A 15,673-nucleotide genomic window follows, 5' to 3' on the forward strand; every position below is an offset into this window, starting at 1 on the left:
TTTAAATTATATAGTGAAAAGTTCGTATCTATCGAACTTTTCATTTCATTTGAAATACGAAATTTTAAAAAGAAAGGATAAAAAGAATGAATAAAAAAATAATCAAACAAACTGTTGCTTCTGCCTTGCTCACTTCATTTATCTTCTCTTTTTCTACTATCACTTACGGTAAAGAGAATACTATCCAACAATCGATAGATACAGTTAAATTAGAGATGAAAAGAGCACCTCTCTATTATGTAGACTCAGCATTAAAGAACGTAATAGAACCAAGTAAAGATCTATACCCAGTACTGAACAATGTGAAAAAGCATTATAACGAAGTCAAGAAACTAATTGATTCATCTAATCTTTCTTCTAAAGAAAAGAAAGATAAGATAAAAGAATTAGATTCATTGTATGAAGAAAAAATAACGAAAGGATTAATCCCATATATAGACGCTTACAATTACGCTGTAAAATATTTAGACCCGATTTTAAAAGAAATGTTAGTTGCTCATGCAGCAGGGAACTTAGATGGTGTAGAGGAGGCATACCATAAATTATCGTACCAATTAGACTCCCGCACATCGATTTTGTATCGCTTCACAGGAAAAGCACCACGCGACCTAATATTAGAAAAATATAAAAAGCCATCTGATGCAAAACGAGAAGAACTACGAATTCCTGTTACGATCTATATGAAAAACAATGAGGTCTTAAGATTATGGAATGAGGGGAAAAAAGAAGAAGCAAGAAAAGTGATGGATGAGGTTTTAGCTCTTACTTCGAAAACCTCCAACAACGCTGGAACAAATTATTCCAATCTCTTATCAAAAGAAGTAAAGGAAGCAGAAGCACTCTTCGCTTCTAATCCAATACAACAGCCAGAAGTTCCAAGCAATCCGCCTACAAGTGGTGGAGGTAGCGAAACACCGTCTGAAAACTCAGCACAAAGAGCATTACGCTTAGCAAAAAGTAACTCTATTACAGAGTTGATGAATTATAAAAACGAAACAGACTACAGCCCGGAAAATTGGTTGAGCATTCAATCATTGAAAACTACCGGTACAAACGCGATTTCTACAGCGTTAACTACTACTGAGGTTGTCCAAGCATTAGCCAATGCAAAAGCGGATATCGATGCAGTAAAAACAATTGCGCAAGAGGAAGCAGACCAACAAAATGCATTAGCTTCTGCTAAAACATTAGCAATCAATGAGTTAACGAGTTACAAAAACGAAACAGACTACAGCCCGGAAAATTGGTTGATCATTCAATCATTGAAAACTACTGGTATGAATGCGATTTCGACATCGTTAACCACTGCTGAGGCTTTCCAAGCATTAGCCAATGCAAAAGCAGATATTGATGCAGTAAAAACAATTGCGCAAGAGGAATTAGACCAACAAAATGCATTAGCTTCTGCTAAAACATTAGCAATCAATGAGTTAACGAGTTACAAAAACGAAGCAGACTACAGCCCTGAAAATTGGTTGATCATTCAATCATTGAAAACAACAGGATCAAACGCAATTTCGACATCGTTAACTACTGCTGAGGTTGCCCAAGCATTAGCCAATGCAAAAGCGGATATTGATGCAGTAAAAACAATTGCGCAAGAGGAATTAGACCAACAAAATGCATTAGCTTCTGCTAAAACATTAGCAATCAATGAGTTAACTATTTACAAAAACGAAGCAGACTACAGCCCTGAAAATTGGTTGATTATTCAATCATTGAAAACTACCGGTATGAATGCGATTTCGACATCGTTAACTACTGCTGAGGCTGCCCAAGCATTAGCAAATGCAAAAGCAGATATTGATGCAGTAAAAACAATTGCGCAAGAGGAATTAGACCAACAAAATGCATTAGTTTCTGCTAAAACATTAGCAATCAATGAGTTAATGAATTATAAAAAAATAGCAGACTACAGTCCGATGAATTGGTTTATCATTCAATCAATGAAAACTACAGGTACGAACGCAATTTCGACAGCGTTAACTACTACTGAGGTTGCCCAAGCATTAGCCAATGCAAAAGCGGATATCGATGCAGTACAAACAATTGCGCAAGAACTACCAGTTGCTATTCTTGTGAATCAAACTGTAGCTCCAGGAGCAAGCGTTTCTTTTAGTAGTAGTAAGGCAGGAGTTGGCTATTTAGTAGACGCATCACTAGATTCGACAGATATAGATAGTGAAGAAAAATTAGAAGAATTGGTAAATAGAGGTTTAGCATCTAAAGCTTCCATTACCATCGCAAATGCAAATACTACAATAAATGCACCTGCTACTTATGGAGAATATAACTTAATTGTCGTGGATAATTTCGGAAACCTATCTACAAGAAATTTGAATAATATTGTAACAGTAGGAACCTTCATTCTTTCTGATAATAATGGAAGCCGCTATCCATATCAATTCAAGACAAATCAGCAATTTAGTAGCATTACACCTATGGTGATGGCAACGGAAAAAATAACAAACGCAACTTTAACGTTTAAATTTATTGGGGTACAAGTTCCTAAAGTAACTGATTATTATAATGAAAACAATAATGGATGGAAACAAGTCACATCAGGAAGAATTAATGGTAATATTGTTACATTTCAAAATGTTAATTTAGATGTTGGTGAATGGTTTATGATCGAAATTAGAAGTTTCATAGCTCCAAGCTTACCAGGAATGTATTTTATTGAGGTACAAGTCAATTCCAATCCTGTACAAAAGATGAAAATTAATATTACAGAATAATAATTTATTCCAGGGAAAGATGCGACTATACAACTTAGAATATTAATTAAATTGTATTTAGCACAAGATACTTATTTAGAAACTCCTTCATCAAGAAATTGAATGAGGTGAGTTTTTTCTTGGGCTTTCTAACAATTAAAAGATTATGAAACCAAAGTAGATTCCCGAAAAAATAGTGGCAATCATCATTCTTAACTCCTGTTAGCTGTTTTTACAAGTCAGGTATCGCCTTAGTGAAATCCAATCTACCAAGTAAATTTAATAGAGTTATGTCATTGATTATCAGCAAAATATAAAACACCTGTTGTAGACCAACAGGTGTTGTTTAGTATGAACTCTATTTAATTAGTCATTTTTATTATCTGTTGAATAGCTAGTTCGTGGTTGAACCCATTTATAAGGCTTTCAAGCTCATCTTTTGTATAGGTATCTAGTGCTTTTTGAACTTTCTCATCGTAGTTTTGAATCACTACACTGTACACTTCATTATTAACATTAATGATAGAAATAGCAGTGGTATATATTTTTTCTTTTGTCGATTCATTCGTATAGGAAAGTAATTTCCAATCCCCGACTTGTTCAATGTCTTTAGGATCTATTGCTATTCCAACTTCTCCACTAGAGAAGTTTATAAAATGTTTTTTATTCTCTTTTTGGACAGTAATAAGAGTAGAATGATATTCATAATCACTTTCTTTTAGCTTGTACACCTCACCAGTCTCCGTACTACTCGATAAAGTGTTGTAATATTCTGGATTTTTTAAACCATATTTAAATTGAGAGTCAACTAGATCATAAGAGATATCTGTAAATGTAGCTAGAATGTCTTCACTTTCTTTTTGAGTCATTTCACGATCCAAGTTTATAACCAATCTATCAACGCCGGAAGCAGAAACCTTTTTATATTCTCCAAAATTCATTCCATTTTTGTACATGTCTTCATCGAAATTGTTGTAGGATGTAACGTAATTATCGAGTTTTTCAAATTTGGTATTGTGATGATTATTTACAAAAGTTTGTACAAGTTCAATGGCTGCTTTCAGTGGCTTGCTGTCCGTATAGGCTGGAGTGTCTTCCGTCGTATGAATTTTATCAAACCTTTCTTGTGAAATGTTGATAGCCTGAAAGTTATTTCTTAGGAAGGATACATGATCGCTTGTCATAATTGCAAAATCCTCAAGAATACTTGTACTTTCTACTTCTTGATTGCCAGCAATCTCCTCAAACAATTCGTTTAGATTACTACTACTCGATGATTCTCCCACAAAACTAATGTTGCCTCCATCCTTGATACCGATGCAGTCTAAATTGATATTAATGATGGAATCATATTCGGAAGCAATTTCTTCTACAAAGGCAGCGCTTCCTATCAAGTTGTTTTCTTCCGCATTGAAAGCAACGAAGAGGATATCAGAGGAGAAGGGTTTAACCTTTGAGTTATCCTTAAGGATTTTAGCTAGATTCATCACTCCCGTTAGTCCTGTTGCATTATCTACACTCCCCAAGAAAATTGATTTACCTGCAGTACCAACGTGGTCAAAGTGAGCGGAGATGACAATTGCCTGTTTTCCAACGCTATCCCCATTACCTGGAATTTTGCCAACTACATTATGAGCGGTTATTTGTTCAAAAGGTGCTTTGTAATAGATTAGATGAATATAATCGATATCATTTTCATTCTTTTTTAAATAAGTATAAAAGGACTCAGAAATTTGGAAAGCTGAACTTTTTGAGCTATACTCGGTTAGTGTTTTTTTGAATGCATCTGTTTTTATAAATTGAATTCGTATATCATCCAAGGGCATGACTACTTCTTCTGTTACGATAATATGTTGATCACTTTCTATAGGGCTTATTTCTTTGTTAGGTTCCGCTAAAAGTATTGGGAGATCAACATTTATACCACTAGAAATTCTTTTCATCCAGTCTTCTCCGTATAAGAACTCTTTTGTTTCTCCATCTTTTAGATGAACTACTAGTTTTGTTTGTACTGCATCTGAATCCCAAAAAATCATAGGAAACGGCATGAAGTAATCTTGTGAGTGTAACGGCTCCAATCCGATTTTTTTAAATTCTTTCGCTATATCGTCTCTCGCTTTAAAGTTCCCCTTCGTCCCAGCTTCTCTTCCTTCATACATTTCTGACGACCAACGAGCAATGTCTGCATCCAGTTTATCTAGTGAAAATACCTCTACAGATCCATCCTGACAGCCACTTTAGATGATGGAGCTAATAAAAATTAGCAAATAGCATTTTACATACTTCAATTGATTTACCCCCTTATAACTCCCATCTTACAATAAAATGGAAAAACAATATACAGAATTTATATATTTTTAATAATTTTTAGGAATTAACAAAGCCTTTCTCACTTTATTTTTGCTGTAATCCAGCCAGGGATAACCCTATCAAAATGGTTATTTGTGAGGGAGCCGTAAATTTAAGGTAAAGGTTTTAGTGTTTTTTTCTTATGAATCGATTTCCTAATAAATATCAGTGATTTTAACGACTGTTGTGATAATTATCTTGATAAATATGCTAAGTAATTTAAAATTGGTTTAATTTTCTCTGATTTGGGTAAAGTTTGATATAGAGGTTAAACTCAACCATATGATGCATTCCCATTCAGGTCTTCTCCTATCATAAATCTGTAGGATGCAGTGTTTATTCTACAACGCAAAGAATATAGTAATGTAATGATTTCAGGTGACCCAAAGAACTAAAAGAATTTAAGGTGAAAGAGGTGGACAAATGAGCTTTAAGATTGGCATACTTATTTGTTTAATTTTAATGGGAGTCATAGCATGTATTACCTACTATCTAGGAAAAAAGGTATTCAATCGCCTAATTAAATATATTCCAGTCTTTTCTTTTGCTGTTGGTGTGCTTTTTCTATATATCAAACTCAACTTTATTTCCTATAAACCAAATTCTATAGACAACATTCTCGACATGATTGCAATTATTATCCTTATAATTTTATGCAGTATTGCTCTCGTAGAAGCAGTCATAGTTGATATTGTTGATAGTAGAAAATTATTTAGGGAAAGCTATATGGCTATCCGAAATGCAATAAAATTAGTAGATGTTAATAAAGCATTTAGATTTAAAATGCCGAGTGGTATTGTTAAAAAAGTTAAAGGTTTATATAGAGCCGATCAGATAAAATAATTAGATAAGCTATTCATGGAAGGCTATAAAAGCTTAAGTTTTTTGATGGATATAATACACATTCCGCTCATACATTATTTATGATTTGCTTTTCAGTTACAACAATATGTAGATAAAAACCTTGATTGGCTAACCGCTAATCAAGGTTTTTTAGAGATGGAATTACAAATATGTTACTTAATTGGATGCTAGATGTTTTCTGTTCAATAGAACTATTGGATTTCGTACAATTTCTAAAATTAGTGGGGATTCAGGGAAACTTGAAAAAGTATTTCCTTACTACGAACGATGGGCAGCTAATGAGAAGGGGATTAGCAAGAAAATTACAACTATTACAAATAACTCAGTATATATAATGGCGGCTATTCGTTATAAAACAGCAATAGTTAGTATTACACCTTAAAAATAGGCCATAAAAAAACTGCTGCGGCTCGTATATATACAAGTATTGCAGCAGTTTATTTGTTATTAACAATGCAAAAGAGATTTATTCAAATCCAATTAAATCGAGATATTTCCAGTTCCCATATTTATCCTTTTTTAATAGATAAGTTAGAGTATATTCAAAGCTTTCATTTTGTTCTGTTTCAACTTCATCAAGAATAACAACTGCCATACCATCAATGATATATTGAACTTCTACACCAAGAGTCTCATATTTTAATTCAAATTCATTAAATGTAGTTTCGAGGTCACCTTTTAGAGTCAAGTAATCCGGGTACTCTTCGCTATATAGACCAAAAAGTGATTCAACATCTTCTTTATTTGTGTATTCTGTTGATTTTTTAAAGAACTCGATTATTTCTTTTTCTTGTGCTAAGAAGTTCGAATCTTTTCTAATAATATCATAGTAGGTTGAATATAGGTCATAAGCAATTTCCTCGTTTTGAATTACATCAAGCATGTCTAAAAATTTAGCTACATTTACCTCTACTGTTTTTTGATTCGCTTTTTTAGCAATCAAGTTATCTAAATTATTTAAATGGATCTTTGTAGAAATTACATGTTTAGAAGATTGAAGAGCCTTTTCACCAGGCTTTTTATATTTTGTTAAAATTGCCTCACGTGTTGATTTTCCATAAACGTTATAAAGGATTTGGGCTTGTTTACGAATTTCAGTCGATAAATCATGGTATTTTTGTACTGTTAGATTGGATGTTGGCTTTGAAGCATATAAGTTGTTGTATTGGTTTGTTAAATCCACTATTTTCTTTCCAGAAGTAATTGCATCGATATATGAAGTAGTTCGGGCAAGATGAATGCCAACATTATCATGTAATCTTTTTTCGAATTTTGCCTTTTCTTTCCCGTTTAATTTCTCAATTTCATAATAAGCACTCCAGTAAGCATTTTTTGTTAGGTTAAAAACTTTCATATCTGGATATTTTATTTCCTTCGTAATTTCATACGAACTTTGCCACTTTAGAGCACCTGCATGTTGCTCTGCTGTTTTCAATAAAGATTCAACTTTAGAAGTCGAAGCAGCGTCGGCTTTGGTAAAAGGCACTAGTAAATTAGTGCCTATTATTACAACTGCCAATAAGATAGATAATAATTTCTTCATAATAGTCTCCCATTTTGGTAAATAGTCTTATATAAATATATTATGTATAAGCTTTTTTTAGTATATTATATAACAATATTCTCTGCTACTATTTATTGGTAAAAAACGTTAAAATTGTTTTGTCCCTGTGTTAGAAACAATTCAGAATTGTTTCTAACACAGGGAACACTCAATATATAGTGCATTTTTTCCAGGAGGTTAGTACCAATACATGATATAATTGGATAAAGAAGATACCCTTACCAAACAAATATGCTACAAAAGGAGGCACTGATAAGATTCTAGAAGGGAATTACAATGAAAAGGAAGTTATCTATGATGAAAAAAAATCTCTTTAAAACCATGTTATCAGTTGCCATATCACTCATATTACTCATTTCAATACTACCATTACCAGTTAAAGGAGAAAGCGTGATAACTCCTAAGAATGAAATGCGTGCAGCTTGGATTGCAACTGTACAAAATATTGATATGAAACCTGGAATGAATGTAGCTCAATATACTGCTTGGGTTCGGCAAACATTAGATCAATTGAAAGCCAATAAATTCAATGCAGTCATTTATCAGGTAAAACCAACAAATGATGCTTTATATCCCTCAAAGTTGGCGCCATGGTCATCCTATATAACAGGGGGGAAACAAGGAAAGAACCCTGGTTATGATCCTTTATTAATTATGCTTAATGAAGCGCACAATCGTGGCATGGAGCTACATGCATGGATCAACCCTTATCGAGTAACCATGCCGGGAGAATCATTAGCAAGTCTTGCTTCTAATAATGTAGCTCGCACAAATCCTAGCTGGGTAGTTAAATATGGGAAGCAATACTATTTGAACCCTGGTCTTCCTGAAGTGCAAAACTATTTAATTTCTACAGTCAAAGAATTAGTAGCTAATTATGATATTGATGCCGTTCATATGGATGATTATTTTTATCCTTATAAAATAAAAAATGAAGTTTTTCCTGATCAAGCAGCATTCAAAAAATATGGCACTTCTTTCAAAAAAGTGGACGATTGGCGCCGAGATAATGTAAACCAACTTGTCAAAAAAATATATTCATCTATTAAAACGACTAAATCAGATGTTCAATTTGGGATTTCACCATTTGGAGTGTGGCGTAACCAATCCACGGACCCTACTGGAAGTAACACACGGGCTAGCGTAACTAATTATGATGACTTATATGCAGACACAAGACAATGGATTAAAGACGGAAGTATTGATTATATTACGCCGCAAATCTACTGGTCTAAAACATTATCAGTTGCTAAATATTCAACTCTATTAGACTGGTGGAGTAATGAAGTAGAAACGTATGCTAACGTGCATCCCGTTAATCTATTTATTGGTGTAGCTGATTATAAAGTTGGTCTTGACTCCGATAAAGCATGGAAAAATAAAATGGAGTTACCAAATCAAGTGATTGCAAACAGGGCGAACAAAATTGCAATGGGGCAGATGCACTTTTCCTTAAGAAGTATTCAAAAAAATCTGCTTGGTTATGCAACAATTCTAAAGCAACAACTTTATAATTATACTGCTTTAACTCCAGCAACTTCATGGAACAACGCTGATCAACCATTGGAGCCAACATCAGTACAAGCTAACAAAGTTGCAAATGGGATGAAGTTAGTTATCCAAGATCAAAATAATATACAACCAAGAAAATATGTAATTTATCGTTTTGAAGGAAACGAAGTTGGATCGTATCAAAATCCAAGAAACATAGTAGATGTTGTCTATAATTCAAAAGGGAATACGGTATTTTTAGATATGAGTGCAAATCCAAACAAACAATATACATATGGAATTACTTCTTTATCAGCAACTGGTGTTGAGAGTATGGATGCATATGTTGTGGAAGTAGGGAGCAATTAGGCAATTGGGTTCCTCGCACCTAAATTAATAAAACAAGAGGCTGTCACTAAAAGTCATTTATTATGACTTTTGGGACAGCCCCTTTTGCTTGTGATAAATTAGTTTTTTTAAAATATGAATACCTTAAAGTAATTAGCTTAAACGACCATATCCTGTGAAGTGATTTTCCCAATATGCTCCGTCAATATCGCTAATTTGTACGAAATAACCGCTTGCAGCAATCATTTTATTATCGCCAATATAAATACCGATATGTGAAATCCCAGATTTATATGTATTGCTAAAGAATACTAAGTCTCCAATTTTTGGTGTAGATACAGGTGTAGATGCATTGTAGAACCCTGCAGCTGATAAACGAGAAGTTGAAACACCTGCTTTATTATAAACATAAGTAATAAATCCTGAGCAGTCAAAGCCACTTGTTGGTGATGCACCACTGAAAACATATTTTGCTCCTAAATATTGTTTTGCAATTGAAACAATATTATTACCTACTGATGAACTTGTAGATGTAGATGTTGAAGCTGATGTTGACGGTGACTTAGATGTTGTTGAGCCGCTAACAATTAATTTTTGTCCAACAGAGATTGCTGTAGAAGATAAATTATTTAATTCCATTATTGTTTTATACGATATTCCATATTGACTACCGATTTTAGATAATGAATCTCCTGATTTTACTGTATATGTAGTTGTATTACTTGTATTAGATGAATTCGATGCCGAATTTGTTGTTGAAGTCGTAGAACCTTTAACTACTAGTTTCTGTCCGATATGTATTAGAGTAGAAGATAAATTATTCCATTCCATTAATGTTTTAGATGAAACACCATACTGACTACCAATTTTAGATAGTGAATCACCTGATTTTACAGTATATGTAGATGTATTACTTGAAACAGTTGAATTCGATGTTGAATTTGTTGTTGAAGTTGTAGAACCTTTAACTATTAGTTTCTGTCCAATATGTATTAGAGTAGAAGATAAATTATTCCATTCCATTAATGTTTTAGATGAAACACCATATTGACTGCCAATTTTAGATAATGAATCACCTGATTTTACTATATATGTAGTTGTAGAACTCGGAGATGAAGTAGGAGATGTTTGGTTTTCACCGATAATTAATTGTTGTCCAGGAAAAATTAAAGTAGATGTTAATTTGTTTGTACTCATAATTGTTTTATATGAAATGTTATATGCTCTACCTATCTTATCTAATGAATCACCTGATTTTACTGTATATGTAGCTGCTGAGGCTTGTCCAACAGATGTTACTAAGACAGTTGTTCCTACAGTTAACGCTGCTAGCTTTGAAGCCAATTTATTCATAATATTATATTCTCCTTATTTCCTATTACTTGCAGATAATATAATATCATCGTGATATAACAACTTAGTATCAAAAATATAACAAATAAGTATCAAAAGTATAACAAAAAAGAAGGACCTGTAATATTTCAAAATTTATTAAATAATTTAATATTCTGTGACAAATAATTTATATATAACTCGCAATAGTTTTTGATTTGTGAGTTACAGGGGGAATACTCACTAAATACTAAACGAAATTTGAACAGCTGAATAATAATAAATGAATGAATTTACCTAGAATTGTCGTTAAAACTAGTGATTTCGACAAATATCGAGGAGTAACTTTTCGCATTGTCGATATTATTTGCTCAAGCCAGATTATGTATATTAGTAGCACTTCACCTAAGATGAAGTGTTTTTTGTTGTTTAGAATGTTGAACATTCTCGACATTATTCGTCAAATAATTACAAAATGATAAAAAATTAATTGACATAATGCAAAAGTATTAATAATATTTACTTAGTATAATGTTAAATTATTAATCGTAATAATTCTATAGTAATGCAATTGTGTGTAACAACTAGTAATTAATGTTCATTTTAGTTTAAAGGAAACAAGAAATCATCATACTCCGTTTGTCGAAAATTAAGCCGATATTTAATACTTCGAATTGGAGAATACAGGGATAATAGATATTGGTTTCTTACTTGGAGTGTTAATCTAAATACTCGTCTTATTACAATTATTGATATATAAAAAACTTTTAGGAAGGTGAATACTAAATATGAAATTTAAATTCTCAGTTGCAAAGAAATTATTTCTTGGTTTTCTTTCAATCTTAATTTTAATGGGTTCTTTAGGATGGCTATCTATTAATAAAATGAAGAATATTAATGAAAAATCAACAGAAATTGAGGAAAATTGGTTACCTGCAATAAACGCGATTGACGATATTAACTACCGAACAGAACACCTTATTGCATTAGAATATCGACTGACACTTGAACCTGATGCTCAGCAAATGGCTAAATTTGAAGTGGAAATGAATGAGAATATTCAAAAGATAAATGAAACATTAGGAATTTATGAAAAAACAATATTCCTTGATGAGGATCGTAAACACTTTAATGAATTAGTTATTAATTGGGAGAAATTTGAAAAATTACATCAATCATTCATTAAAATAGGTAGAAACATGGATATTATCGAAGGCGCTGGTTCAGAAAATGGAAATAAGCTTATTGAAATTATTAAACAATCAAAGGATATCACTAATAGTATGCAAGATGACTTAGATGTGTTAGTGAATATTAATATGGATAATAGCGTAAAAGCAAGTCAAGAAGGCAATCAAATGTATGCAAGTGGAAGAACACAAAGTATTCTTTTATTGATTATAGCTATATTGACTGGATTTTCGATCGCTTATATTGTGTCAAGAATGATCACAAAACCTTTGGAGAAAATAACTAAAAATGTAGAGCAAGTCGCTAGTGGGAACTTAACAGTAGGACCTGTCGATATTAAAAACAGAGATGAAATGGGTGATTTAGCAAAATCATTTAATCAAATGAATGTAAACTTAGCGAATTTAATAAGACAGGTAAGTTCAACTTCTGAAATGGTTGCAGCTTCATCAGAAGAGTTGTTAGCAAGTACTGAAGAAACCTCTAAAGCAACAGAACAAATTACGGATGCCATTCAAGAAGTGGCTAACGGATCTGAAAGACAAGTAAATCATACAGAACAAGCAGATCATGTGGTAACTGAAATTTCAAAAGGTATGGAGCAGGTAGCAGGCTCTATTCAAACAGTTAAGGATCTAAGCGTAAATACAAATCAAAAAGCTGAATCAGGAAATTTAGTGGTTATTGAGACAGTAGCACAAATGAATATTGTACATCAGCAGGTAACGAAAACTTCTACAATTGTAAACGAGCTTGGGAAAAGATCAAATGAAATAGGGAGTATTGTGGATTTAATTTCACAGATTTCCGCTCAGACGAATTTGCTTGCTTTAAACGCTGCGATTGAAGCAGCTAGAGCAGGAGAACACGGACGAGGCTTTGCAGTTGTAGCAGATGAAGTTCGCAAATTAGCTGAACAATCTGGGGAAGCAACAAAATCTATTCAAGAGCTGATTGAACAAATCCAAAACGAAATTAATCATGTTATACAATCGATGAATGAGGGAACTGAATCTGTAAACGAAGGCATTAAGAAAGTAACAGAAACGGGTCAATCATTTAAGGAAATTGTGGAAATGATAAATGGAATAACTGCCCAAACTCAAGAAGTTTCTTCCATTGTTGAAGATGTGAATGTTGGGACAGAGAAGATGGTTAATATGTTCTCGGAAATTGCAGTAATCTCTAAACAATCAGCAGGGAACACGCAACACGTTGCAGCATCTGCCGAAGAACAAAACGCCGCGATGGAAGAAATCACTGCTTCTTCCATTTCATTAAGCAAATTGGCAACTGATCTTCAGGAAACTGTTTCTAAATTCCAAATCTGATGTTCATTTTGAATAAAGATGCTAGGATCCAACAGGTTTCCGAATAGTTTTTGCTCGTAAGATAATAAAGTAAAAAAGCACACGATATTTCACATTTGAAATATCATGTGCTTTTAATATTGTCATAGAAATGGTAATAAGAACGTATTTTCAAGTTCGTTTGCTAATACACAGGAACCTGTTAGTTTCGTTACTATATTACTGGTAATTGAATGCAGGTTACATAAGGATAGGGAAAGGAGATAAAAATATGTTCCTATCTGAATCTATTTGTAAATGAGGTTTTGACCCTTTCATAAAAGCAGGACCACAAATAAAATAGGTATATTACAGCCTTAGGGCAAAGTTTTAGATACTAATGGTAAACGTTAAGTCTATAAAAGATATTTGTTGATATCTACTCGGTTCAAAATTGAGGTCTTCTTAATAAGTTTGTCGCGTTAGCGATTTTGCTTATAATAGATTACAATATAGATAGTTTTAATAATTTGAAAATTATAACAGATAGAGGGATAGCATTGGTAAATGTTAAACAAAAGAATCCAAGTATGTTAAAACTATTGAAAATTCCAAGTGGAGACGATGTCATCATTGGACGAATGTATATTGCGGAAGGTGAAGGTCCACATGCAACGGTTATACTACTTCATGGTTTTCCAGGGGTGATGATGAATCTTGATACTGCTTCCGACCTTCAACAAAAAGGCTGGAATGTATTAGTCATTAATTATCGTGGAGCATGGGGGAGTCAAGGTAGCTTTTCGTATACCCATTCTTTAGAAGATGTTCATGCAGCGCTTCATTACATCAAGCAAAATGAAGTTACCAAAGAAAACAGGATTGATTCTGAGAGGATTGCGTTAGTAGGACATAGTTTTGGTGGCTTTTTAGCTCTAAAAGTGGCTACTTTAGAACCATCCATAAAGGCTGTTGCATCGCTTTCAGGGGCAAACTTTGGTTTATTTGCAAAAATGGTAGAACAAGACCCTTCCTTTAAGGCTCAAATAACGGAAGTATTAAGAGAAGGCACTTATTTCCTAAAAGGTGCTTCTGTAGAATCGATTATGGAGGAAGTTCGTTTCCATCAAAATGAGTGGGATACCTTTTTACTCGCTCCTCTACTAACAGATCGAAAGCTTCTTTTAACCGCGGCTGTTTTGGATGAGGATATTCCAAAACTATATTTTCATGACCCACTAGTAAGTATACTTGAAAATGCTGGGGCGAAACATCTTCAATGTAAAGTTTTTGAAACCGACCATAACTATATCAATAAACGCAAAGAAATCGCACTCACACTAAACAAATGGTTATACGAAGCCCTAAACTAAAAAATATGTAATTTGTTAAGAATCCAGCATCAATAAGTTTTAAAAAGGTGATTCCTAATAAACAAATTACGATCGTCGTTTTAAGCTAGGAAATCATAAATGAAAACCTCATTTAGATTTTTTTCGGTGAACCGTACCATAAGTAAGTGCGGTTTTAAAAAGAACCACCTAAAATGTTGATTTGTCAGCATTTTAGGTGGTTTAAATTTTATTTATTATTGTTTCTTCCATTTATGTCCTTTTTATTGTGTTGGAGGAAGTTGGTCTCCTCTATCAATTTTAATAATACGAGGATTAGTTACAGCACCACCTCTAGGACCCGCTTTTTTGTATTTTCCTGGTGATTGACTAGAGACAGGACATTAATTTGTTATCTTTGACTTATGGTTATTTACTATTTATTAGCTATTAATATATAGTAAATGGTAAACAAATGGAATATAATATACCTATTATATTAATTCGTAGTAGCCTGATTAATCTTTAAAAAGGTTGAACTAGATTGATGCAATTTAAGGTAACTATTTCATTTAGTAATATAAAGCAGAAAGGTTAGAGGTTATGCTATGGTAAAATTTAATTTAATGCCGAATGAATCAATCATCCTTAAGAGTGAGAATGTAATGCACGGGGGAATGATTGCGGCTTATACGGATGAACTTATTCTTACAAATCAAAACATTATACATGTTAAAAAAGGAATGTTCGGAAATACAAAGAATGTAAAAAGATACCCTGTAAATCAAATCAAAATATTTAATGGGGAACCTCAAGCTATTTTAGGAAAACAGCGGAATGGTAGTCCACAACTTGAAATTTATTTCCTAAATGGACATGAATGTTTTGGATTTCAGTCTTTGACCAAAAAAGAGGTTGTTCAATGGATAAATGCCATTTGTAAGTTAGTAACGGGACATGAGTCAACCACTGTTCCTCCCGGTTTTGCAATTCCAGGAACCGAGTATCTTTCAGAAACAATTAAAGGAACTGTTGATACTTTCAAAAATACTTTTGGTATCAAATCTAAAAAAATAGATAATGGTGTTTCATCCGAAAAGGTAACTAAAAAGTGTATCTCTTGTTCTGCACCTCTTACTGGAAACAAAGGACAAACTATGCATTGCGAGTACTGTGATACAGATCAAGTATTATAAG

General features: G+C 33.0%; 10 protein-coding genes and 1 pseudogene. 7 read left to right on the top strand and 4 right to left on the bottom strand.

All coding sequences use genetic code 11. The features are described 5' to 3' along the window. Window positions 1-86: 86 nt before the first annotated feature. Entirely contained in the window at window positions 87-2,738 is a 2,652-nt protein-coding gene (locus tag ACFVR1_RS01805) for a hypothetical protein (protein WP_387579580.1), read from the top strand. A 341-nt stretch (window positions 2,739-3,079) separates the two neighbouring features. On the opposite strand, the gene ACFVR1_RS01810 is transcribed toward ACFVR1_RS01805, so the two are convergent. Then, complete coding sequence (locus ACFVR1_RS01810; protein WP_387579582.1) at window positions 3,080-4,876, bottom strand: M28 family metallopeptidase; 1,797 nt, start codon at window positions 4,874-4,876, stop codon at window positions 3,080-3,082. A 613-nt stretch (window positions 4,877-5,489) separates the two neighbouring features. Here ACFVR1_RS01810 and ACFVR1_RS01815 point away from each other — a divergent pair. Continuing rightward, entirely contained in the window at window positions 5,490-5,909 is a 420-nt protein-coding gene (locus ACFVR1_RS01815; RefSeq protein WP_387579585.1) for a hypothetical protein, read from the top strand. A 181-nt stretch (window positions 5,910-6,090) separates the two neighbouring features. Next, on the top strand, window positions 6,091-6,312 hold the full coding sequence (locus tag ACFVR1_RS01820; protein WP_387579587.1) for a hypothetical protein: 222 nt from the start codon (window positions 6,091-6,093) through the stop codon (window positions 6,310-6,312). A gap of 84 nt (window positions 6,313-6,396) precedes the next feature. Here ACFVR1_RS01820 and ACFVR1_RS01825 read toward each other — a convergent pair whose 3' ends face one another. Beyond that, entirely contained in the window at window positions 6,397-7,473 is a 1,077-nt protein-coding gene (locus ACFVR1_RS01825; protein WP_387579589.1) for a hypothetical protein, read from the bottom strand. Between the two features lie 297 nt (window positions 7,474-7,770). On the opposite strand from ACFVR1_RS01825, the gene ACFVR1_RS01830 reads away from it, so the two are divergent. Further along, window positions 7,771-9,354, top strand: coding sequence for a glycoside hydrolase family 10-like protein (locus ACFVR1_RS01830; protein WP_387579592.1), 1,584 nt, complete (start codon window positions 7,771-7,773; stop codon window positions 9,352-9,354). A 132-nt stretch (window positions 9,355-9,486) separates the two neighbouring features. On the opposite strand, the gene ACFVR1_RS01835 is transcribed toward ACFVR1_RS01830, so the two are convergent. After that, a complete protein-coding gene (locus ACFVR1_RS01835; RefSeq protein WP_387579594.1) occupies window positions 9,487-10,686 on the bottom strand; it encodes a C40 family peptidase in 1,200 nt (399 codons plus the stop codon). A gap of 767 nt (window positions 10,687-11,453) precedes the next feature. Between ACFVR1_RS01835 and ACFVR1_RS01840 the strand changes: the two genes are divergently transcribed. Both ACFVR1_RS01840 and ACFVR1_RS01845 read left to right on the top strand, forming a co-directional pair. Further along, a complete protein-coding gene (locus ACFVR1_RS01840; protein ID WP_387579596.1) occupies window positions 11,454-13,187 on the top strand; it encodes a methyl-accepting chemotaxis protein in 1,734 nt (577 codons plus the stop codon). A 518-nt stretch (window positions 13,188-13,705) separates the two neighbouring features. Then, window positions 13,706-14,518 carry an alpha/beta hydrolase family protein gene (locus tag ACFVR1_RS01845; protein WP_387579599.1) on the top strand — a complete coding sequence of 271 codons (813 nt, stop codon included), beginning with the start codon at window positions 13,706-13,708 and terminating at the stop codon, window positions 14,516-14,518. A 242-nt stretch (window positions 14,519-14,760) separates the two neighbouring features. Here the strand turns inward: ACFVR1_RS01845 and ACFVR1_RS01850 are convergent. Then, window positions 14,761-14,856: pseudogene (locus tag ACFVR1_RS01850) on the bottom strand (YjzC family protein); the annotation flags it as partial. Window positions 14,857-15,084: 228 nt separating this feature from the next. Between ACFVR1_RS01850 and ACFVR1_RS01855 the strand changes: the two are divergent. Beyond that, a complete protein-coding gene (locus ACFVR1_RS01855; protein WP_387579601.1) occupies window positions 15,085-15,672 on the top strand; it encodes a hypothetical protein in 588 nt (195 codons plus the stop codon). Window position 15,673 lies beyond the last annotated feature (1 nt).

Origin of the sequence: Psychrobacillus sp. NPDC058041, from assembly GCF_042885655.1 — a bacterium.
GTDB lineage: Bacteria > Bacillota > Bacilli > Bacillales_A > Planococcaceae > Psychrobacillus.

Coding starts and splice junctions, on each gene's coding strand:
- ACFVR1_RS01805 (WP_387579580.1), top strand. CDS start 87: ATGAATAAAAAAATAATCAAACAAACTGTTGCTTCTGCCTTGCTCACT.
- ACFVR1_RS01810 (WP_387579582.1), bottom strand. CDS start 4,876: ATGTATGAAGGAAGAGAAGCTGGGACGAAGGGGAACTTTAAAGCGAGA.
- ACFVR1_RS01815 (WP_387579585.1), top strand. CDS start 5,490: ATGAGCTTTAAGATTGGCATACTTATTTGTTTAATTTTAATGGGAGTC.
- ACFVR1_RS01825 (WP_387579589.1), bottom strand. CDS start 7,473: ATGAAGAAATTATTATCTATCTTATTGGCAGTTGTAATAATAGGCACT.
- ACFVR1_RS01830 (WP_387579592.1), top strand. CDS start 7,771: ATGAAAAGGAAGTTATCTATGATGAAAAAAAATCTCTTTAAAACCATG.
- ACFVR1_RS01835 (WP_387579594.1), bottom strand. CDS start 10,686: ATGAATAAATTGGCTTCAAAGCTAGCAGCGTTAACTGTAGGAACAACT.
- ACFVR1_RS01840 (WP_387579596.1), top strand. CDS start 11,454: ATGAAATTTAAATTCTCAGTTGCAAAGAAATTATTTCTTGGTTTTCTT.
- ACFVR1_RS01855 (WP_387579601.1), top strand. CDS start 15,085: ATGGTAAAATTTAATTTAATGCCGAATGAATCAATCATCCTTAAGAGT.